Source organism: Vibrio sp. RM-41-2B (assembly GCF_024744415.1).
In the GTDB taxonomy this organism is placed as follows: domain Bacteria; phylum Pseudomonadota; class Gammaproteobacteria; order Enterobacterales; family Vibrionaceae; genus Vibrio; species Vibrio diabolicus.
On the sequence record NZ_JAMQWD010000005.1, the window covers coordinates 77,852 to 99,240 of the forward strand.

Here is a 21,389-nt window from a genome sequence, read left to right on the forward strand (position 1 = left end):
TCGTCGAGTACATCGTTATATTTAAGTGTTAATTCCTCACTCAATTGCTAACAGAACGGCCCCAATTGATAAAGTCAGGGCAACGACAACAGAGTTAACAATGATAATAACTAGTAATAGAATCGACAAATAACGATACCATTTTGGTACTTCTCCAGAAATATTAGGTAATTTTCGCTTTTTACCTGAGCTAGGTTGGACGATTAAACGAACAAACATCAATGTCCGGAAAAATGCGTAAGGCCACCCCGTGAATAGAGAAAGCTCAAATTCATTAAAATATGGTTTTTTAAAATAGTTCCCAACAATCTTCTTTGGCATCAGAAAGTGCATGACACCGATAAAAATGGTTTGTAAGAAAATAATAACCACACCAGTCATTAAAGTGTAAAAAAGAAATGTGATTACTTGCTGCATATGGCTTCTATTCCAGTACTAGCGACTAAGTTTGGCTTGCTTTCACTTGAATTATAAAAGCCTTTTGCCACTTTGCCGGAAGCGTAGCCTACAGCCGTTGAACCTGCAGCGAGTACAATAGCAGTCCCCCAACCAATAGGATTTGATACTAAAAATAGACCGACTAACGCGCTGGTACCCATTCCTACAGCTGTGCTAGTTATTGACTCAACAAAAATTTCATTCTTCTCATGTTGGTCTTGTGTATTCGCGATCTGAATACAGGAAGCCGTTAGACCAACACCTACTAAAACATGTCCGCCAACTTTAGATGCCTGAGCTATTTTATTCAGTTTTTCGGCCTGTTTAACTATATGAGCATTAGCTGGTAATCCTCCATTTCGAGCAATACGAATAGACTGGTGAGTCGTTTTGTTGCCAAACAAAAGCTTTTCCATAGGGCCAACATTTTTCTTTAGTAGGTCTAGATGTTTCTTACGTCGACCATCATATTGTCCTTTACTTATTACTCCGTTTTTATAGTTTGCGTAAAGGTCGTTGATGTTCTCAATGAGCTTAATATTTCCTTTACTCATCAAGTTTCCTGTAGCACCCATCAAGGTACCTCCTGGAATAGTAATCATATTGGCGTTGTTTTCTAACCATGCTAACGCCCAAAACATATCAGCATGTTGTGGTGGAACTTGATTTGAGATCGATTTTGGAGGTTGATTGTAGCTGAGAATATTGGGAGGCAAAACTTTATGGGGCGGAGAACTAGATATTTGAGGTTTAGACGCTGGGTAAGTCCCTAGCTTCGCGATACTTTTAGGAGGTAAAGCATTGTTACGTTGAGTGTTAAGTTGGGTGCTTGATTTGGGTAGAGCTGATAACCAAATGATATCGCCTGCTTTAATGCGGTTAGGATCTGAAATATGCTTGTTCAATGTCATTATATGAGTCAGCACTCTCTGATAGTCCTTGCTACCATATGGAGCACCATACATGTTTAATATAATTGATGATAAGTTATCATGAGTTTTTATTTTATACTCAAATAATCCCGACATAGAGCACCTCTAGCTAATAATTAATTTTCTCAGATACTAACAAAAAACTATATTTAGGAAGTTTATTTTTTTACATTCTAGACTTTCATTTTAAAAACATACAAATTGGATGATATATTTGTCATTTGCGTGCAATTATTAGTGTTGTTATTTACATTTAAATTGCGATGTTGGATTTAACTGGATAAGTCAATATCATAAAGGATCCGCTAGTGCTAAGAAACCTGCGATAAAAAATACAAGCGTTAACATTGTAGAGTTTATCATAATCACCCATATTAATATGAAGGATAATAGACGGTACCATCTAGGCACCTCTTGGGATACATCGGGTAACTTTCGTTTTTCACCTGAGTTAGGTTGAACGATTAAACGAACAAACATCAATGTTCGGAAAGATGCGTAAGGCCAACCTGTAAATAGAGCTAGTTCGAAAGTGTTAAAATAAGGTTCTTTAAAGTAGCTATTGACAATGTCTTTTGGCATTAAAAGGTGCATGATACCTATAAAGAATGTCTGGAAAAAAATAACTAATACACCAGAGAACATTAAGTATCCAATAATGTTCCAGAACAATTGCATATTACACCTGTCCTTATAATAAACCGATGCTTTTTCAAGGTTTATCCTATTTATAGGATATCAATATCCTAATCTTTATCATGAAGAAATAAAGAGACTAACAGATAGCCTATATCTTAGCTATGAATGGAAGGGCGTTTTAGAAGAATGTCGAGAATGAAAATAAGAACTATCTTATTGGTTTTTTGTAAATATAGGTGGTCGTATATAAAATTGATAACGTGTAATGGCGAGGTGTAAGCCTTGCGTAACTAACAAAGGTTGGTTAAACAAGGCTAATAGTCGGTTATGGATGAATAACGATTTGTTGCTCCTCAGTCATCACAAGTGTCGCTTTGCTTTGTTCGATAAGTTGGGCAGCATAAGAAGGGGTAACGGCCTGCATATCACCTTTAGATCGAAGAGTTAAAGACTCCCACGCTTGATCTCGATATTTCCCTGCTTGGGTGTATTGAATCAGTACTTTCATAGCTTCACGCTCCGGTGTGGTTGACGTGCTACTTAAGTTAACGATCTTAGGTTTGTTGTGCATCTGTTAAAAATGAAACATTAGTTTAACTAAATGTGCCTTTCCAAATATCACGCATTGAGCAGAGCAAGTTTGAATCCTTGTGACGGAAGGATGAAGAACACTCAATCTTTCGATTCATACTGCGCAATGTAATGTTTGAGAGATTTGGTTTCCGCACTCTGAAACTCTTCATCGTGCATACGCAGTGCTTGGATACGGTCGAGGCGGAACTGGCGGTAATCATCGCGCAATTCGCACCAGGCGACCAGCGTCCAGACTTTGCCCCAAAAGAACTGGCCTAACGGTTGGATTTTTCTCTCGGTCACGTGTCCGCTTTCATCTTGGTAATCCAAACTGACCTTAAACTGATGATCAATCGCGTGGCGCAGAAGCTGCCCTCGTTTGGCAGTCTCGGATTGGGTGTGATAATCGGGCACAATCAGCGGACAATCTTCCACTTGTTGTTTGAGCTTATCTGGCAATACCGAAAGTATTTTGGTGGACGCAGAATGAGACGCTTCGGCTAGTTCGGCATCCGACCAGGCTCGAACCATCCGCATACCCAGTTCAAGCGCCATCATCTCTTTTTCTGAGAACATCAAAGGCGGCAGATGAGAGCCCGCTTGCAACAGGTAGCCGACACCTGCTTCACCTTGAATAGGAACACCAGAACTAAGCAACGACTGAATATCGCGATAAATCGTACGTTCGCTGACTTCCATTCTTTCTGCGAGCTCTTTCGCTGTCACGGCGTAACGCTTTGCGCGCAAAAGCGTCAGTAGCTCAAACAGTCGTTCTGATTTGCTCATGATGTTCCTTATCTAGACCTACTGGTTGTTAGTGGTAGTGCGGCTGATTACTTCTCTAGCTCACTGCACATTTTTAAGTTGTGATGTTTAAGCTCGAAGCTTTCGCAGTCAATAATCGATAACAGAGGCTGAAATTCAGCGGCTTGCTTAAGCTGTTTTCCCGCCTGTTTTGCATCGTCCATTGAACGCCAGTAAATGATGTCTGTCCACACATCGTCCGCCGCTTCGTGACTGAGTGAGCGATACAAAAAGCCCGGCAGATTCTTCACAAACGTTTGTGACTGCTTGGCGGCGGCGACCACGTCTTGCTCTGTTGTGCCTGCGGTTAGACGAAATTGCACAGTTTCGATAACGGTTTCCATATTGTGATTCCTTATTGGTTTTGGCGGATTGCCTGTTGAGTTCCAAATAAGGTTAAGCGGATGGAATGTCAGAACATGTCAGTAGTGAAATCTCACTCACTTATCATCAATATGGTTATTTTTCTGGGCTGTTGTAACGATCCCAGTAAGGTAAATCTGTGCCGAGTTTTTCGCTGATAAAATCGATAAAGGCTCTTACTTTCAACGGCATGTGCTTGCGCTCAGGGAACACCGCATAAATGGCGTGTTCTGGTAGAGAATACTCTTCCATCACCGGTTTTAGATTTCCTGCGGCAAAGTCTCTTCCTGCAATAAATGTTGGTAGTTGCGCAATGCCCGAACCTCTTAACAGCAACTGGCGAATGGCTTCGCTGTTATTGACGATAAAGTTTCCTTTTGGAAGCACCTTGTATTCGCTGCCATTGTTGATGAACATCCATTCGACGCCGCCACGGAAATAGGAGTAGCGCAGGCAGTTGTGACTGACTAAATCACTTGGTTTTTGTGGTGTGCCGAACTCCGCTAAGTAATCTGGTGAGGCACAAAGCACACTTTTACAAGGGGCGAGACGTTTTGCGATTAGATTGGAAGAGGTGAGCTCACCAATACGGATCCCCAAATCAAAACCGTCTTTAACCAAATCGACCATTTTGTCTTCGAGGTTTAAATCCACTTCAATTTTCGGGTAACGAGCGAGAAACTCGCTGATCAAAGGCGCGATATGCAGCACACCGAAAGACATCGGCACGGTAATTTTGAGCCGACCTTGTGGAGAGCCTTGCAGCTCCGATACCGCGTCCACGCCTTGCTGGGCTAGGTTGAGCGCTTGAGAGGCGTACTCAAAATAGCGTTCTCCCGCTTCGGTCAGGCTCAGCTTACGCGTGGTTCGGTTAAGGAGACGAATGCCCAAATCGTCTTCTAGTTGGTTGATGCGTTTGCTGATCGCCGATTTCGTCAGATTCAGCTGTTTGGCCGCAAGGGAAAAGCTGCCGCATTCGACAACAGCAACAAAAACGGGCAGGGAGGCAATCGCGTTCACATCAATCTCCTATCATCGTGAAGCATTTATTGTTGAGCATAAGGATACAATTAATTTCCAATTATAGAGATTATCTTCAAGAAGAAAACAATCTAGACTATGCACCAGTATTACGACCTTGATTTTGGGAAGAAGAAAATGAAGTACGATTGGATCCTGTTTGACGCTGACGAAACCTTATTCCACTTTGATGCTTTCAAAGGTTTGCAGCTTATGTTTTCTCGCAAAGGCGTAGATTTTACTGAACAAGATTTTGCTCATTACCAAACCGTAAACAAACCGCTTTGGGTGGATTACCAAGACGGCAAAGTAACGGCAGATGAGCTAAAACATAACCGCTTTACCGAGTGGGCTGAGAAGTTGAATACCACAACAGCCGATCTCAATAGCGCATTTTTAGAAGCAATGGCCGATATTTGCAGTTTGTTGCCAGGTGCAAAAGAGCTGATGGAAGCGCTGCAAGGCAAAGCTAAAATGGGCATCATCACCAACGGTTTTACAGAGTTGCAAGCAATTCGCCTTGAGCGCACAGGGATGACTGAGTATTTCGATAAAGTGGTGATCTCTGAACAAGTGGGCGTAGCAAAACCGGACTTAGGTATTTTTGAATACGCGATGCAGCAAATGGGCAACCCATGCAAAACGCGCGTACTGATGGTGGGTGACAACCTGCATTCCGATATTCTTGGTGGCAATAACTTTGGTATTGAAACTTGCTGGCTAAATACCACAGGCGCAAGTGTCGATGAGCGTATCGCACCAAATTACACCGTTGAGTCTTTGAGTGAACTAAAGAACATTTTGGTGGCGTAACCGAATCGGGTATTATTCCGCAGTAACCCTCAGAAAAATCAAGGAATAACCATGCCAGACATCAAACAGCTAGACAGCAAAGTCGTTTACCAGAATAAGTGGATGACGGTGCGTGAGGACAAAATTTTACGTCCGAGCGGCGCAGAGGGCATCTATGGTGTGGTCGACAAACCTGATTGTGCTGCGATTCTGGCTATCGATAATGGGATGATTCACTTGGTTCAGCAGTACCGTTACACCGTAGGTCAACGTTGCTGGGAGATCCCACAAGGGGCGTGGGAATCAAACCCAGATGCGGATCATCTTGAGCTTGCCAAAGGTGAGCTACGTGAAGAAACGGGCATGCAGGCGAGCGCAATGGCGTATGTCGGCGCGCAGTTTATCGCATACGGCTTTTTGAATCAGACATGTCACGTCTACTTCGCCAGTGATTTAACGGACGTGGGCAATCAACTCGACAGTGAAGAAGAGGATTTGATCACTCGCGCTTTTTCTGTTGAGGAGTTCGAACAAATGATGATCGACGGCACGATCAAAGATTGTGTCACTATCGCGGCTTATGGTTTGGCGAAGCTGAAGAAATTCATTTAATGATAATTTTTAATGAAAACAGCGGCCTAGTGCCGCTGTTTTTAGTTTGGGAGAGCTCGTTGAGCCATCGCTTACTCGTCGATTTTCTTACCTAAAATTTCTACTTTTGCTTTCTTGGTCACCCCCGCGACTTGCAGCGCTGTGCTGCCAACCGATTCATAGTTCAACTCGATCTTGTCTAATTTCGCGTTATCTTTTGTTGGTAGGCTTAAGCTTCTTGATGACATGCCTTTAGTCAGAACACCTAAACTGTCGAACGTCTTTTCCTGACCATCTTTCATGATTACTTTAACGCTTTTCAGATCGACCGTACCTTGCGTACATTTGATTTTGATGTGGCTGAAACGAGCGTTAGCAAATGGTGACAGTGGATTGACTGTGTCGGTTTCCGATTTAAAACTGACGGTTTTATCTGCAATCTTGTCCCAATCGTTGTCTCCAGCAATCGATTGGAAAGAGGCTACAGCCGCTAAAAGACAGAGCGCGATGGTGTTGAACAGTTTCATAGCTTTTCCTTACCTTAGGTTTAGATATTCTGTTTAATCAGTTCGATGACGTGTGTGACTTCGTCTTGAGTTAAAGCCCCTTCTTTCACGAATATAACTTCGCCTTGTTTATTTTGTACGATAATCGCAGAACTTTCTTGCTGAAGATCCCAAGTTGTTGCTAATACGCCATTTTTGTCTAACACCATGGAAGACCAAGAGAATGTCTTTTTGCTGTCCTCTGCCGACGATTTTACAAATGTACCGGTTCCCCATATGGCGTCTTCTTGGTTGATCACGGTTATGGTCTGATACTGATCTTCAGGAAAGTGAGCGGCAGTGATTGCTGACATCAGCGGCGCGTTCATCTCTTTGGCTTTACTACGACCTGCAATGGCTTGTATCACACGGACTTTGCCTAACATCTGCTGAGTTGCCCAAGGTTGATAAGCCACATCGTCTCCTTGCAGCGTCATTTCACCATAGGTATCAATGCTGACGGAAGGGGGGGGGGGGTGACCGACAGAAAGGTTATGAGAGAAGGCGAATGTCGGGGCGAGTGCGAGTAAGAGTGACAGAACAGATGGAGTTTTCATTGGGGGTTCCTGTAACGAAGTGAGGTTAGAGCGAATCAAAATAAGGGGCAAATACGATGCCCCTTATCGGATATGGCGATTAGTTAGAAAGTACAACGCGCGCATTTAGCGGTTGCAGCGGACGATTGTTTTGTCCCATGACTTCCATCAGTTTCGCGGCTTGATCTTTGGATAAGGTTTGAGTGTCTTTAAGCACAAACCAGCGCACACCTTCTGAACATGGCGGTGTGGTTAAAGAGCCGTTAAATCGATAGTAGTTTGCAGTTTTTGGCAGTAAGTCGTTAATCTCAAACGTATCTTTAAAGAACGTGGTTTGATTCTCTTGTGGGATTGCGTTGATCAGTTTAGACAGCGCTGCGTTTTGATCACCAGCATCAAACATCACCGAAATTACCGCCAACTCGCCGTCTGCGTTGGCGTGTACAAAGTGCGCTTCAAGTGGATATTGGCGGCCTTTGATTTGGTTTTCTGAAGGTGTGTGGAAATGGAACTGTTGCAGCTCGAACGTCTCGCCATCGATGGTGAAGCTGTTACGTCCGTTCACTTGCGCTTGCAGCGTATGACCATTGTTGGTTAAACCAATGACCTGACCAGTGTACGAAAGGTTCAGTGCTTCCAGTTTTGCGTCGGCTGGGTTGTCGATGTTGATTGGGCTTTGGTTTTTCGTGGTTGCGCAGTCTTTGGCGATTTCTCCCCAGTGCTCTGGCCCGTGTTTGTCATTGCCATAGCCCCATTCCGAAGCCTGAGCCGCGCTTAGAGTGAGAAGTGAGAGTGAAAAAGCAAGTAGTGTTTTGTTCATAATAATGTCTCTGTTCGGTCGCTTCGATAAGCGTTGTTACAAGGCAATGACCTAGAGGTTTGATCACTGCCTGACAAATTAGAAACGGTGGCTGAGTTGGGCACCAATTAGGAACGCATTTGAATGGGTCACGCCCGTCACCATAGGTGCAGGAACACCTTCATACGCGTACTCTTCTACGTTGACATCTTCACCAATCAAGTACGTCATGCCGATGTCAACCGTGGTATCTGATGACCATTGGTAAGAGGCGCCCGCAGATAACCAGTGACGGTTCGAATCTGGGATAGAAAGCGAAGTCAGCTCATCGACAGGTGTTTTGTCGAACATGTAACCCGTGCGTAGTGTCCAACGTTCATTGGCGTACCAAGTCGCACCGATGGAGTAGTGCGCGGAGTCTTGCCACTGAAAATCTTTTAGCAACTGATCATCAGCTTTCAAGCTGTCAAATGCTGACCAACCAATCCACTGCACAGAATAGTGCAGGGCAAATTTAGGTAAGACGCGGTGATAACCGGAAAACTCCGCAATATCCGGTAGAGGCATAGCAAGCGAGTCGTACGATTCGCCAGCAAAGTGGATGTCGCCCTTGGCATCAATGTTAGGGCTGTGCTTGTAGCTTAAACCTAAGCGATGACGCTCGTTAAACTCGTACATCATGCCAATGTTCGCGCCAAGCCCAATGCCACCAGCTTCCACATCAAGTGCGTTGCCTTTTACGGATCCACAGCGTTGTTCTAGTTCGTTTCCAAGTATGTTCCCACCAACGCAAACACCCACGTCCATATCGCGGTACAGCTCACCAGAGCCGTAAATCACATCAATACCACCACCGATACTAAAACGGTCGTTCACCTTGTATGCCAAGCTTGCGCCAAGGTTGACACTCGCTACGCTGGTGACACCGCCAAAAACAGGTGCGCCATAGTTTGGTTTAAACTCCATGTCGGTTCCGAAGTTGGAGTATGCCGATAAGCCTAGATACCAGTCGTCGTTGATAGGGTGAATAAAGTAAAAATTGGGTACAACGGCTGGTTGACCAACGCCATCGACGTCATCAATGTCGGTCACGGTTTGAGAGAAGGACGGGGTAATATCAACTTGAGGGGACGGAGGAAAACCGCCCATACCAACATTGACATCTGCATTAATGTTAGCTTGATGATATTGCGCATTTTTAACGGTAACGTCAGGTTTGACGTAAGTGACACCGAACGATAAGGCACTTTGTTTAAACAGCGTCATCGCTGCGGCGTTGCGGCTGACTACAGACGCATTATCACCAATGACGGCATCACCAGCAAAAGCACGACCAAGACCCGTCGCCGAATGTTCGTTAATTTGAAAACCACCGGCATACGCCGTCGAGGAGGCTAACCCGATTAATAAATAAATCGGTGAAAGAGTGAATTGTCGCTGCATGTTTTTCTCATGAATTAATTAGAAGTTGTATTGCAACGAAAATCAGTAAAATAAACAAATCTGACCAGTGTATTTAGGGGTAAAACTAACAGTATGTTGACAATAAATAAATTTAACTTAATAAATATTTATTGGTGAATTTATTAATGGTTCATGTCGTGAATGTGGTGGTTATTTTACGTGTAAATTAAACTCAGAGCCTCTATTTTTATTTTTGCGGTATTACTTCTCTATTTTTATTGTGCTGACTGTTCCCTAACAAATAGAGGGAAATCCAGCGATAAAGTGTCCGTGATGGAAACTCTGAGTCATTTGTATTTCCATTGCATCCCAACGTTGGTAGTTCGAATCAGCAAGAGAACTATCGTTTAAACCCACATGACACACTCCTCTCGGTCTTACCTGTGTTATGTGGGTATTTTTTATTTAACTTGCCACTTAACTCCTCTTTAAATGCATAATCAAAATGACCATAATCAAATTTTAATGGATGGCATATTGAATAATTTTTTATTTTACTGGTTTATTGGTATTTAAAAGTTTTGTTTATAATACTTATAACTTGAAATTTTGTATTTAAATTATTGTTCATCTATATTTAAATATAAATTAGACTCATGTATATGAAAACAAAATGGCCACGAAATATCGTGGCCATTTTTAATCATCAACGTATTTATGATGATTAAGAGTTTAACCTATAAGAAAGTCTTATTAAAAGCGAAACTCTTCTAAGTTATTGCTGCTTTCCAACATTTTTTCAGCAACATAACGATGCGTGGCTGTGGTTGGGTGAGTCACATCCCAGAACACAAACTTATCTGCGCCAGATGCCGCACACTCAGAGCGTAATGAATGGGTGTACATGTAGTCAACAGAGGATGAGCGGTTGATGTCCAGACAAGGCTCACTTGCATTCACGAACCCGTGTTCTTCTGGTGCCGAGGTTAACGTCTCAAACAGCGCGTGCGTATCAAACAATGAAATGTTGTAACCTTGAGCTTTATAGTACATCGCTTGTGCTTTGATGAACTCGTTCATTTTCAATACTTTCGCGCGAATCGTTTCAATTTCTTTCTGCGTTGAGTATTTGAACTGTGGTGCTTTGGTTGCGTCTGGCAGTGTCATCAACATAAAGTTCTTCGCGCCCGCGTCTGTTAGACGAATCAGAGCTTCAGCGTAATCCGCTTTTACTTCCGGCACGCTACGGTTGTAGTTCATGAAATCATTTAAACCAAACTCCAACGTAAACAATGTGTTCGCTGGGTTGTAGTTTTTCGCCAGTTTTGTGTAGGTCAAGTAAGAAGAAACTTGTTCGCCGACACCTGTTAGCGCAATGTATTGGTTCTCACCTGCTGCGCCGCCAACTGCCCAGTTATAAAGCGGTAAGTTTTTGGCTTTAGCAACGTATTCCGTCCAAACAAAACCGTTCGAGAAGTGACCTAAGAACCAGCTGTTTGGGTTAGGGAAGCGCCATTGGGAAGCGTTAAAGATGTTGCCTGTATCAGACAAGCTGTCGCCCAAAGCCACTACTTTGTTGATTTGATCTGGTTGCATTGCAGCATCATTGCTCCAGATCGTGTGGTTATAAGAATAGCGATTGTCAGCAGCAAAAAACGTAATGTCTGCGTTCTCGTTTGCCAGATCTAGTGTTTCTTCACAGCGCTGGCGAATCACGTTTTGTGAGGTGTTGGTGTAGAACATGTTTTTAAATGAAACAGAGCTCCACCAATAACCGTCGATAGTGAAGTCACTACCATCTTGGTTTTTTGCCCATTTCCAGTCGGTAGCCGCATCATCCTTAGAGTGGCTCGTACGATACCAGCAGCGAACGTAAGTATAGGTTTGGTTTTCTTGCGTGCTGACCACTTCAGACGCAGAAACCATTTCTGGTGATAATGTTGGTTCCTCTGCAACGGCAGAGGCAAGCGGAAGTAATGCAGTTAATAGTGTGATTGTTTTTTTCATCATTCACTCTTCTTGTAATGGTTATGGTTCCGAATACGTGAATACGCTCGGCTATAACAGTATTTAGATGAGAATTTTTCTCACTAAACCTTCTAATTCTGAGTAAATACTCAAGACAGTCAACAACTAAATATTCAATATTTCAGTTTTGGCACCACAGTCAAAAAATCCATTCAGCATAGCAATCGATTAAATGTGTATTATTTAGAATAATTACTCACTAACATTAGTTTAACATTCACTTTTTGTTAATTAAGTGATTGCTTTATAAGGTTTTGTTTATGCTTTTTGATGTTAACTAAAAATGTTTATTGAATGATCTTTTGTACAAAGTTGTATATTCATGAAACAAATTGTTTGGCATTTTTGGCCTATAAACTATAGCTGAAGCTCTCATGCGAACATCATGGTGATGACTTTTCATGAGAATATAGTGAATAAAAATTAGCTCAAATAAGGAATAGGGCAAATGCACTACACAACAAGTAAAAAACAAGGCTTATTTTCGTTGTCTGCCGTAGCGATAGCACTGACCACTTCTATGTCAGCGTTTGCGGCTCCACCAATGGGATTTGATGAATCTAAGTTACCGACGAAGTACATCGTCAAATTCAAAGAAGATGCAGTCAGCCGATCTTCAATGGGTGGTAACTCTTTTTGGGGACCACGAATCGCGCAGGAGTCTGTTTTAGAACAGGTGAAGGCACGTAAGGTGGAAAAACTAGGTAATCGCGCCATTTACAGCGTTGAGTTGGATGGTGATGACTTAGAACCACTTCGTAATCGCAGTGATGTGGAATATGTCGAAGTCGATCCGCCTCGCTATTTGCTAAGCGAAACTACCCCGTGGGGTTATGAAGCGGTTAATGCTCAACAGTTAGATGACTTCAATGCTGGTAATCGCACTGTATGTATTATCGATTCAGGGTACGACATCTCGCACAACGACCTAAGCGGTAACCGTGTTGCAGGTACCAACGATAGTGGTACAGGATCATGGAGCGATCCGGGTAACAATAACGCCCACGGTACTCACGTTGCAGGTACTATCGCAGCGATTGCCAACACCGAAGGTGTGAAGGGTGTGATGCCAAACCAGAATGTGAATTTACACATCGTGAAAGTATTTAACGAATCAGGTTGGGGTTACTCATCTGGACTTGTTAAAGCGATCCAAACGTGTGCAGATAATGGTGCCAACGTTGTGAACATGAGTCTTGGTGGTAGTCAATCAAGCCGAACTGAGCAAAATGCACTGCAAAACATTTACGATCAAGGCGTTCTGCTAATCGCCGCAGCTGGTAATGACGGTAACACCGCACACAGCTACCCAGCTTCTTACGATTCAGTTATGTCTGTTGCTGCTGTCGATAACCAAAATGATCATGCGGCGTTCTCGCAATCTACTGATCAAGTTGAGATCTCTGGCCCAGGTGTGGCGATCTTATCAACGGTTACGGTAGGCGAAGGTAAACTTTCTGATATTACCTTGAATGGCGTAAGCCAATTTGATCGCGGTATTGTCCCTCACAATCGTTTGATCAATAACGGTTCTTCGTATGTTCCGGATCCAATCGCTGGTTCAGTAACAGCAATGCTAGATAGCTGTGATGTATCTGGCGGTAACTTTAACTGTGGTGATATGTCGGGCAAAATTTGTTTGACTGAGCGTATTGGCAACCAGTCTTCAGGTAACTACCCAGAAGTGGATGCAGTTCAGGCTTGTTACAATGCAGGTGCACGAGCTGCAATTGTATACAGCAACTCTGAACTACCTGGTTTACAAAACCCATTCTTGGTTGACACAAACAACGCTTATCGTATGGTTTCGGTAACGGTTGATCGTGCATTTGGTCAAGAGCTGTTGGGGTATGTTGGTCAAGAAATTACGGTTTCAACCACCTCTGGTGAAGATTACGAGTACTACAATGGTACATCGATGGCAACACCTCATGTAACAGGCGTAGCAGGCTTGGTGTGGAGTTACCACCCAACGTGTACAGCAGCGCAAGTACGTAATGCCCTAGTTCAAACGGCAACAGACATTGATGTCGCTGGACGAGACAACCGCACAGGTCACGGCCTAGTGAATGCGGAAGCGGCGAAACTATTCTTGGATGCGGGCTGTAACGGTCCTGACGGTGGCGGTAGCTCTTCGGACTCTAGCTTCTCAAACACCAGCCCTGTTGCGATTCCTGACAACAAATCTTCTGGCGCAATCAGCGCAGTAGATGTCGATCGCTCTGGTGATTCAGGTACAGTAAGTATTGACGTTGATATTAGCCACACTTACATCGGTGACCTACGAGTGACGCTAACTTCACCGACTGGTGGAGAAGTCGTGCTTCACGATAATACTGGCGGCAGCGCTAACGATATCAAAGCCACTTTCCAAGCGGATTTCTCTGGTTTTGAATCACAAGGTTCTTGGGAACTAAAAGCGGTAGACAGTGCCAGAAGAGACACGGGCACAATCAACAGTTGGACTCTGACTTTTCAATAAGGAGTGGCTATGAAGAAGTTGACCTTACTTTCTTTGTCTGCGGTGAGTGCTACCGCACTATTGGCAATCGGACTAAGCTCGGCCAGCTTGGCGAACAATCAAGGATTTCCGCTCGTGGATGAACGTTCTGAACAAGCTGAGCAACAACCTACGCGTTACTTTGTTAAGTATCACAAAGGGAAAGAGAGCGAAGTGAGAGCGCTTCTTCGTCAACATAACCTTAAAGTGGTTGATGCGTTGGTGAAGCAACAGGTACTGGTGGTGAGCGGCGAACAAGCTGACGTCGATAAGCTATCTGGTAACGAATCCGTTGAATACACCGAGCAAGAACCAACGAGAAAGTTGTTGTCTCAATAAGATAGCCTCAATATGAAAAACGCCCCTCACGTGAGGGGCGTTTTGTTTGAGTGCTTTTCCTGCTAGAGCCTTTGAGAGATGAATGCCGACGAGCCTAATTCTGCATTCATAAGAATAAAAGCTTAGCGCACAATCAGGCCAAGTAGGATACCTACAATGCCGAAGTCAGCATCACTGAATGTTGTGTTAGCAAAGCCTAGGTCGCCCAGTACTGGCATTAGGAATACTGGTAGGAAGGTAATCAGTAGACCTTGTGCAAAAGCCCCCAAGATTGCACCGCGACGACCACCTGTAGCGTTACCAAATACACCTGCTGCAGCACCTACAAAGAAGTGTGGAACAACACCAGGGATAATCACAGTAAGACCCATCACGTAAAGTAGGAACATGCCCACTAGACCGGCTGCAAAGCTCGATAGGAAGCCCACCAATACCGCGTTTGGCGCGTATGGGAACACAACCGGACAATCCAGTGCAGGTTTTGCGTTTGGAACCAGTTTGTCTGAGATGCCTTTAAATGCAGGAACGATTTCTGCGATAACCATACGTACACCTTGCAGGATAACGTACACACCACCTGCAAATGTGATGGATTGCATTAGCGCAAACATAGACCAATGTTTACCGCCACTGACTTCACGGACAAAATCACCGCCAGCGAACAAACACGTCACCATAAAGATGATGCCCATTGTGAACGAGATAGCCACTGGCGTATCGCGTAAGAACAACAAGCTCTTAGGGACATTCATCTCTTCAGTTGAGTGCTCTTTGTTACCAAACTTGCTGCCAATGAAACCAGCTAGGACGTAAGAAAGCGTTGAGAAGTGACCAATCGCAACATCGTCTGAGCCTGTTACTTGCTTCATGTATTTGTGCGCAATTGCAGGGAAGAACACCATTACAGAACCTACAACCACAGAGCCAAGAGCGATCAGTGGAACACCTTTCATGCCACTAGATGCCAGAATCGCCGCCACCATCATCGACATAAATAGCGTGTGGTGACCTGTTAGGAAGATGAATTTCCACGGCGTGAAACGAGCGATCAGAATGTTCACCAACATACCGAAGAACATGATCATCGCCATCTCTTTACCAAACGCTTCTTGCGCGATAGAGACGATAGCTTCGTTGTTTGGAACCACGCCTGTAATGCCAAATGCGTGTTGGAAAATGGTCGCAAAGTCACCCAGAGAAGTCACAACTAAGCCTGCACCTGCGCCAAGCACGATGAAACCAAGAATGGTTTTTACCGTGCCTTTAATGCACTCGGTGACTGGTTTTTTCTGGGCAATTAAGCCGATTAGAGCGATGAGACCGACCAGAACTGCTGGCTCTGATAGGACATCGTTCATTAAGAAACTGAAGAATTCCATAACGCCACCTTATAGAGCGCCAAGCTCTTGAAGTGCCAAAGATAAACGCTCTTTCATTGCGACTTTGTCGACCATGTTATCAAGCGCTACAATACGTTGTTCAACGCCAAGTGCTTCCAACTGTTCTGCAATGTCTTTTGTGCCGATGAAAATGTCGCAACTTGTGCCTTTTGCTGAGCCAAGATCGATGTGATCCACAGCGGCATCGACGTTCAATTCTTTTACGATGCTCTTGATGCTCATTTCCATCATTAGGCTAGTACCAAGACCGTGACCGCAAACAACCATAATTTTCATAATTCAGACCTTTTCTTTTTTATAGGGGGTATACCCATTTGTGAATGGGGTATGTCAGGAGTAAAACTTAGTATTTGTCGATGATCGCAAGAACATCTTCTTTGCTTTGAGCGTTGCAGATGGCCTCTACATGCTCTTCATTCATAAACAATTCCGCCAGTTTCGAAATCGCATCAACGTGGCTATTACTGTCCGTTGCCGCTAGCGTGACCAGCATTTTTACTGGGTCATTTTCTTCAGAGTTAAAGTTGACGCCGTTTTGGATCACCGTGATCGCCAGTGACAAACGGTTAACGCCATCTTCAGGGCGAGCGTGTGGCATCGCCATGCCCGGACCTACCACGTAGTAAGGGCCAAGCTCTTCGTGCGAGAGGTAAATTGCTTCAACGTAACTTGGTTCTATCGCGCCATTTTCAATCAAAGCTTCACAAGATTTGCTGATCGCATCTTTCCAGTCGGTTGCGTCAGAATGGATGCGAATGACATCAGAGGTAATCAGTTCACGTAGCATTGGAATGTTTCCGATTTGTTGTTTTGTTGCTGCGTACTTTATCGATCAATTTGCCAGAAAAACCTGAGAGTGATCACAAATGGTAGCGCTATCTGATAGCGCTACCATTAATTGTGATAGCGCTATCATTTTTATCAGGCATCGAAGTTTCATGTGCTGGTGTTCGAGTTCTAATGCGCTAATATCAAAACCATTAAAGCGCTGTGATAAGATGTCGCAGCTGAAATTAGAGAACATTAAATAAAAACAATGAGCGAACCTCGCAAACGAAGAAGTACCGGCAATGTCACTTTGGCTGATGTCGCCAAACAAGCAGGCGTAGGCACGATGACGGTGTCGCGAGCATTACGAACGCCAGAGCTGGTATCCGATAAGCTGAGAGAAAAAATTCAACAAGTGGTTGATGAGCTCGGCTATATCCCGAACAAAGCCGCAGGGGCTCTCGCATCTGCAGAAAGTTATTCCATCGCTCTTATCATTCCGTCACTGTTTGAAAAAGCATGCGCGCATTTCTTACCAAGCTTCCAACAGGCGTTAAACAAAGCGGGTTATCAATTACTACTGGGTTACAGCGACTACTCGATTGAGCAAGAAGAAAAGTTGCTTTCGACTTTTTTAGAGAGCCGTCCTGCGGGCGTTGTACTGTTTGGAAGTGAGCATAGTCAGCGAACGCATCAACTGTTAGAGGCGTCAAATACGCCAGTGTTAGAGATTGCCGAACTGAGCTCAAAGGCCAGTTATCTCAACATTGGCGTGGATCACTTCGAAGTGGGTAAGGCCTGTACCAGACATCTGATTGAACAAGGTTTTAAGAACGTTGGTTTTATTGGGGCGCGCGGGAATCACTCAACGTTGCAACGCCAGTTACACGGTTGGCAAAGTGCGATGATTGAAAACTATCTCACTCCAGACCATTTTCTGACGACTCATGAAGCGCCATCTTCGCAATTGGGTGCGGAAGGATTGGCGAAGTTATTGCTGCGCGATTCAAGCTTGAATGCTTTGGTGTGTAGCCATGAGGAGATAGCAATTGGTGCGCTCTTTGAGTGCCATCGCCGTGTTCTCAAAGTCCCGACCGACATTGCCATTATTTGTCTTGAAGGCTCTTCTATGGGGGAGCACGCTTACCCAAGTTTGACATCGGCAGAATTTGATTACGAGCGCATGGGCACCAAGGCGGCAGAAAAACTGTTGCATGCCATCAAAGGTGAGCCAGAAGAACGGCCGGCCAGTATGGGCTTTAAGCTAAAGCGTCGAGCAAGTACCGCGATTAACTGACACTTCCGCTTTCCATAAACACAAAAAGCCTCTCAAGATGGAGAGGCTTTTTACATTCTGAATTCATGAGCGAAAACTACGGACGTTCGCCCGCGGCTAGGCGTTGTTCGATATCTACGATCACCTCTGGCAGATCGGAGATGGTATCGATTAAGTAGTGAGGTGCACTCTTGATAAACTTCGCGCGTGCTTTTTCACGAGCTTTCTCTAAGGTTGCTTCGTCTGCGGCTTGGTATTCTTCAAATGTCAGACCTGCTTCGTTACCAGAAAGTAGCAGACCCACAGTCCACATGCCCGCATTGTGACCTTCAAAGATGCCTGGTGCAGAGTCGTCCACTTTGACGCATGCTTTAACGTCGGTTACATCAAGCTCAATCACGTTTTTCAGTGCCATGAACGGCGCAGGGCGACCGCCTTGTGGCAGATCGTCCGTTGCTACTACGTAATCTGGTTGGTAGCCGTAGTCCGCTGCAACTGGAATCAGTACGTCCATCACTTCGCGAGGGTAACCAGAACAAGAACCGATCTTGATGCCTTTGTCTTTCAGACCGTTTACCACTTCAACTGCGTTGAGGATTGGTTCTGCGTGGTCAGCCACTTTTGCTTTTTGCAGAGGCATAAATGCCGCGTAAATTGCGTCGATGTCTTCGTTGGTCATTGAGCGCCCAAACTTCTCATTCCAACGTTTATCAACTGCAGGGATGCGACCCACAGCTTGGATGTGGTCCCACTTACCAAGCCCCATTGGTTCACGCGCTTCTTCAAGACCGATTTCAAAATCAAAGCCTTGTTTGAACGCTTCCACAAAGATACTGGTTGGTGCAAAAGAGCCGAAATCGACGATAGTACCAGCCCAGTCAAAGATCACTGCTTGAATTGGTGAGTTGCTCATGTTCAATCCTTTTTCTTGCTTGCCAGAGCGCTTGCTTACACGTTGAAACGGCGCTCTGAATAAATTGGTTTTTGTTGAGGTCTATTGACCCTAAAAGTAGTTAAAGTCTTTACACACTTTGGCGATCGCTTCTTCGAAGATCGCCAACGCTTCTATCAGTTGTTCGCGAGTGATGATCAGCGGTGGGCTGAGTTGAATCACATTGCCTTGCGATACCTTGAAGCTCACGCCATTGTTGAGGCATTGGTACAGCACAGCTTCCGCTTCGTCATACGCGCGCGCTTTGCTTTCGTGGTCAGTGACCAACTCAATACCCCACAACATGCCAATGCCACGCACATCTCCAATCACTGGGTATTTGGCTTTCATCTCTAGCAGTTTTTCACGCATGAACTGGCTGTCGGCTTTGACTTTATCTAGCAAGCCGTCTTGCTCAATGGCTTCCATGGTTGCCAGTGCTGCAGCACAACCGATAGGGCTTTTCTCATGAGTGTAATGACCCATGGAGATTTGCTCGGCAGTGTTGTATTTGTCTTTGGTTACCATGGCTGCGATAGGCACTAAGCCTCCGCCCAAACCTTTACCGATGCAGAGTATATCTGGCTCGATGTCGTAGGCTTGGTAGGTGAACCATTCACCGCTGCGACCCATGCCGTTAGGAATGTCGTCGATGATCAGCATGACATTGTGTTTGTCACAGATTTCACGGATGCGTTTCCAGTAGGCTTTACTTGGCACTTGAACATCCGTGTTGCGAACTGCTTCTGCGATAAACGCGCCCACGCCACCTTCTTTCTCAATCACGTATTCAAGGTAATCGGCGTAATGCACATCGCTGCCGTCCGCGACTGGGAAAGCGCCACGGTAAGACACCGCTGGTGGAATGCGCTCAACACCTGCCATTAATGGTCCCATGCCTTGACGGAAACACGCTTCACCACCCACTGAGATGGCATCCAGCGATGCGCCGTGGAAGGAATCCCAAAGAGACACTACCTTGCAGTTGCCCGTGATGTGGCGCGCTAGTTTAAGTGCCATGCCAACCGCAGATGTGCCACCCGGAGCAAACAAAACGCGGTTTAATTCTCCACCACAGATTTGCGTGAGTTTTTCGGCACATTCAATCGCGGTTTCATTGGTAAAACGACGTGGAGAAAACGGCAGTTTGGCAATTTGCTCTTGCACACGTTTAATCACATGCGGATGACCGTAGCCCAACTGATGGACGTTATTGCCATGGAAGTCCATGTACTTTTTGCCCGTAGAATCTTGGATGTAGATGCCTTCTGCTGCTTCCAAGGTATCTAAGCAAGGCGTCGACATGGCTTGATGAAGAAAGACCTCCGAATCACGCTTCAACAATGCTTGCGTGCGTTCGTCGTCCATCGATGCATTCCAAGCTTGGCGCGCTGGTGTCGTGTTGACATCGCCTTCGCTGCGGAAATGGGTCGGTTTGATATTCTGAGTCATAACGCTCTCTCAATTAGAAGGCTGCTTTAAGCAACTTGCCAGTACATTGCTTTTTCAATCGCACCGATTAAGCGCTCGATATCTGCTGGGTAAACTTCACCAATGTTGCCGATACGGAAGCAGTCTGCGTTTGATACCTTACCCGGATAAATTACAAAACCTTGCTCTTTCAAACGTGTGTAGAACGCTTTGAACTGGTAATCACTGTGAGTCGGAGAGTAGAAAGAAGTGATGATTGGCGAGTGAAGATCATCACTCAGTAGTGGCTCGAAACCCAAAGAACGCATACCTGCAACCAGTGTTTTCTGGTTAGTTTGGTAACGGTTATGACGAGCTTCAATACCACCTTCTTGTTCCAGCTCTAACAATGCTTGATAGAAAGCGCGAACCGTGTGCGTAGGAGACGTGAACCGCCATTTGCCGTGGTTCACTTCCATGCAGTGCCACTGGTCGTAAAGATCAAGGCTCAAAGAGCGTGCCTGATCTTGGCACTTTTCGAGTTCCGTTTGCTTCGCAATCACAAAGCCAAAGCCCGGCACGCCTTGAATACATTTGTTTGCAGAGCTGATCATAAAATCGATACCAAGATCGGCGATGTCCATTGGAATCCCGCCGAAGCTCGACATAGCATCGAGAATCACCACTTTACCGTGTGCTTTTGCTGCAGAAGCAAATGCCTCAATTGGGTTCAGCATGCCAGTGGTTGTCTCACAGTGAACAATCGCCACGTGTGTGATCGCAGGATCCGATGCCAATGCAGTTTCCACCTCGTTCAAGTGTGGCTGTGATGTTTCGCCTGGGGAAACTACATGGCATGGAATATTTAGGTAATCAGCGATCTGAGCGATGCGTGCACCATACGCACCGTTGTCGACAACCAACAGCTTTCCATTTTTGCCAATGGCGCTGCCAATCGTGGCTTCTACCGACGCAGTGCCGCTGCCTTGCATTAGTACGCTGGTGTAGCCGTCTTGGTTGGTTGCCAGTTTTACAAGCTTAGTGCGGATCACTTCGACAATGTCTTTGTTGTATTCATCATCCCAAGTACACCAGTCTTTAAGCATGGCTTCACGAACGCTTTCAGAAGTGGATAAAGGGCCAGGAGTCAGTAGTAGGTATTCGTTTTTCATCTCGATTTCCATTAGAATAATTTTATTGGTCTACACCAGAGGTTGGGTTCACTCTAACAAGGATGAAAAAGGGTCGTAAATAGCCATTTAGTGAATTTCATAAAACTTTCATATCCAAAATTTCACCGA

22 protein-coding genes are annotated in these 21,389 nt (G+C 44.9%); 5 read left to right on the top strand and 17 right to left on the bottom strand.

What is annotated here, in order from left to right; translation table 11 throughout:
- Window positions 1–36 precede the first annotated feature (36 nt).
- From NB463_RS03760 to NB463_RS03785, 6 genes are all read right to left on the bottom strand, one after another.
- Window positions 37–417 carry a hypothetical protein gene (locus tag NB463_RS03760; protein ID WP_047008157.1) on the bottom strand — a complete coding sequence of 127 codons (381 nt, stop codon included), beginning with the start codon at window positions 415–417 and terminating at the stop codon, window positions 37–39.
- Window positions 405–1,466, bottom strand: a complete 1,062-nt coding sequence (locus NB463_RS03765) for a glycine zipper family protein (RefSeq protein ID WP_258515966.1) — start codon at window positions 1,464–1,466, stop codon at window positions 405–407. The genes NB463_RS03760 and NB463_RS03765 overlap by 13 nt, the downstream gene beginning before the upstream one ends.
- Before the next feature lie 868 nt (window positions 1,467–2,334).
- Window positions 2,335–2,517 (bottom strand): hypothetical protein, encoded by a 183-nt coding sequence (locus tag NB463_RS03770; RefSeq protein WP_021035913.1) that lies wholly within the window; start codon window positions 2,515–2,517, stop codon window positions 2,335–2,337.
- A 164-nt stretch (window positions 2,518–2,681) separates the two neighbouring features.
- Entirely contained in the window at window positions 2,682–3,368 is a 687-nt protein-coding gene (locus NB463_RS03775) for a helix-turn-helix transcriptional regulator (RefSeq protein ID WP_029861916.1), read from the bottom strand.
- 47 nt (window positions 3,369–3,415) lie between these two features.
- Window positions 3,416–3,730, bottom strand: coding sequence for a hypothetical protein (locus NB463_RS03780; RefSeq protein ID WP_258431387.1), 315 nt, complete (start codon window positions 3,728–3,730; stop codon window positions 3,416–3,418).
- Window positions 3,731–3,845: 115 nt separating this feature from the next.
- Entirely contained in the window at window positions 3,846–4,769 is a 924-nt protein-coding gene (locus NB463_RS03785) for a LysR family transcriptional regulator (RefSeq protein ID WP_005384329.1), read from the bottom strand.
- 138 nt (window positions 4,770–4,907) lie between these two features.
- Between NB463_RS03785 and yjjG the strand changes: the two genes are divergently transcribed.
- Both yjjG and NB463_RS03795 read left to right on the top strand, forming a co-directional pair.
- The gene (yjjG, locus tag NB463_RS03790) at window positions 4,908–5,582 is read left to right on the top strand and encodes a pyrimidine 5'-nucleotidase (protein WP_029800868.1); all 675 of its coding nucleotides are present in this window, start codon (window positions 4,908–4,910) and stop codon (window positions 5,580–5,582) included.
- 51 nt (window positions 5,583–5,633) lie between these two features.
- A complete protein-coding gene (locus NB463_RS03795; protein ID WP_005393699.1) occupies window positions 5,634–6,173 on the top strand; it encodes an NUDIX domain-containing protein in 540 nt (179 codons plus the stop codon).
- Between the two features lie 71 nt (window positions 6,174–6,244).
- On the opposite strand, the gene NB463_RS03800 is transcribed toward NB463_RS03795, so the two are convergent.
- The 5 genes from NB463_RS03800 to NB463_RS03820 all read right to left on the bottom strand — a co-directional run bounded on the left by NB463_RS03800 (window position 6,245) and on the right by NB463_RS03820 (window position 11,446).
- A complete protein-coding gene (locus tag NB463_RS03800; RefSeq protein WP_085344257.1) occupies window positions 6,245–6,679 on the bottom strand; it encodes a hypothetical protein in 435 nt (144 codons plus the stop codon).
- A gap of 20 nt (window positions 6,680–6,699) precedes the next feature.
- Window positions 6,700–7,254: a YtfJ family protein gene (locus NB463_RS03805; protein ID WP_258431391.1), complete on the bottom strand. Its 555-nt coding sequence runs from the start codon at window positions 7,252–7,254 to the stop codon at window positions 6,700–6,702.
- Between the two features lie 79 nt (window positions 7,255–7,333).
- Complete coding sequence (locus tag NB463_RS03810) at window positions 7,334–8,053, bottom strand: carbonic anhydrase (RefSeq protein WP_020841751.1); 720 nt, start codon at window positions 8,051–8,053, stop codon at window positions 7,334–7,336.
- 78 nt (window positions 8,054–8,131) lie between these two features.
- Complete coding sequence (locus tag NB463_RS03815) at window positions 8,132–9,475, bottom strand: OmpP1/FadL family transporter (RefSeq protein ID WP_085344259.1); 1,344 nt, start codon at window positions 9,473–9,475, stop codon at window positions 8,132–8,134.
- Between the two features lie 714 nt (window positions 9,476–10,189).
- The gene (locus NB463_RS03820) at window positions 10,190–11,446 is read right to left on the bottom strand and encodes a type 2 secretion system lipase (RefSeq protein WP_101911924.1); all 1,257 of its coding nucleotides are present in this window, start codon (window positions 11,444–11,446) and stop codon (window positions 10,190–10,192) included.
- A gap of 466 nt (window positions 11,447–11,912) precedes the next feature.
- On the opposite strand from NB463_RS03820, the gene NB463_RS03825 reads away from it, so the two are divergent.
- Together NB463_RS03825 and NB463_RS03830 are read left to right on the top strand one after the other, a co-directional pair.
- Entirely contained in the window at window positions 11,913–13,946 is a 2,034-nt protein-coding gene (locus NB463_RS03825; protein WP_006741281.1) for a S8 family serine peptidase, read from the top strand.
- Window positions 13,947–13,955: 9 nt separating this feature from the next.
- Window positions 13,956–14,303 (top strand): hypothetical protein, encoded by a 348-nt coding sequence (locus tag NB463_RS03830; RefSeq protein ID WP_005395359.1) that lies wholly within the window; start codon window positions 13,956–13,958, stop codon window positions 14,301–14,303.
- A gap of 122 nt (window positions 14,304–14,425) precedes the next feature.
- Here the strand turns inward: NB463_RS03830 and NB463_RS03835 are convergent, their stop codons facing one another.
- The 3 genes from NB463_RS03835 to NB463_RS03845 form a co-directional block, all read right to left on the bottom strand.
- Window positions 14,426–15,682, bottom strand: coding sequence for a PTS ascorbate transporter subunit IIC (locus tag NB463_RS03835; protein WP_203347685.1), 1,257 nt, complete (start codon window positions 15,680–15,682; stop codon window positions 14,426–14,428).
- A gap of 9 nt (window positions 15,683–15,691) precedes the next feature.
- Entirely contained in the window at window positions 15,692–15,979 is a 288-nt protein-coding gene (locus NB463_RS03840) for a PTS sugar transporter subunit IIB (RefSeq protein WP_020834885.1), read from the bottom strand.
- A gap of 67 nt (window positions 15,980–16,046) precedes the next feature.
- A complete protein-coding gene (locus tag NB463_RS03845) occupies window positions 16,047–16,490 on the bottom strand; it encodes a PTS sugar transporter subunit IIA (protein WP_021484352.1) in 444 nt (147 codons plus the stop codon).
- 249 nt (window positions 16,491–16,739) lie between these two features.
- Between NB463_RS03845 and NB463_RS03850 the strand changes: the two genes are divergently transcribed.
- Window positions 16,740–17,768 (top strand): LacI family DNA-binding transcriptional regulator, encoded by a 1,029-nt coding sequence (locus NB463_RS03850; protein ID WP_203347684.1) that lies wholly within the window; start codon window positions 16,740–16,742, stop codon window positions 17,766–17,768.
- A 76-nt stretch (window positions 17,769–17,844) separates the two neighbouring features.
- Here NB463_RS03850 and phnX read toward each other — a convergent pair whose 3' ends face one another.
- The 3 genes from phnX to phnW all read right to left on the bottom strand — a co-directional run bounded on the left by phnX (window position 17,845) and on the right by phnW (window position 21,260).
- Window positions 17,845–18,660 (bottom strand): phosphonoacetaldehyde hydrolase, encoded by an 816-nt coding sequence (gene phnX / locus NB463_RS03855; protein ID WP_025503820.1) that lies wholly within the window; start codon window positions 18,658–18,660, stop codon window positions 17,845–17,847.
- A gap of 90 nt (window positions 18,661–18,750) precedes the next feature.
- Entirely contained in the window at window positions 18,751–20,130 is a 1,380-nt protein-coding gene (locus tag NB463_RS03860) for an aspartate aminotransferase family protein (protein WP_053808135.1), read from the bottom strand.
- A gap of 26 nt (window positions 20,131–20,156) precedes the next feature.
- Complete coding sequence (gene phnW, locus NB463_RS03865; protein ID WP_258431842.1) at window positions 20,157–21,260, bottom strand: 2-aminoethylphosphonate--pyruvate transaminase; 1,104 nt, start codon at window positions 21,258–21,260, stop codon at window positions 20,157–20,159.
- Window positions 21,261–21,389 lie beyond the last annotated feature (129 nt).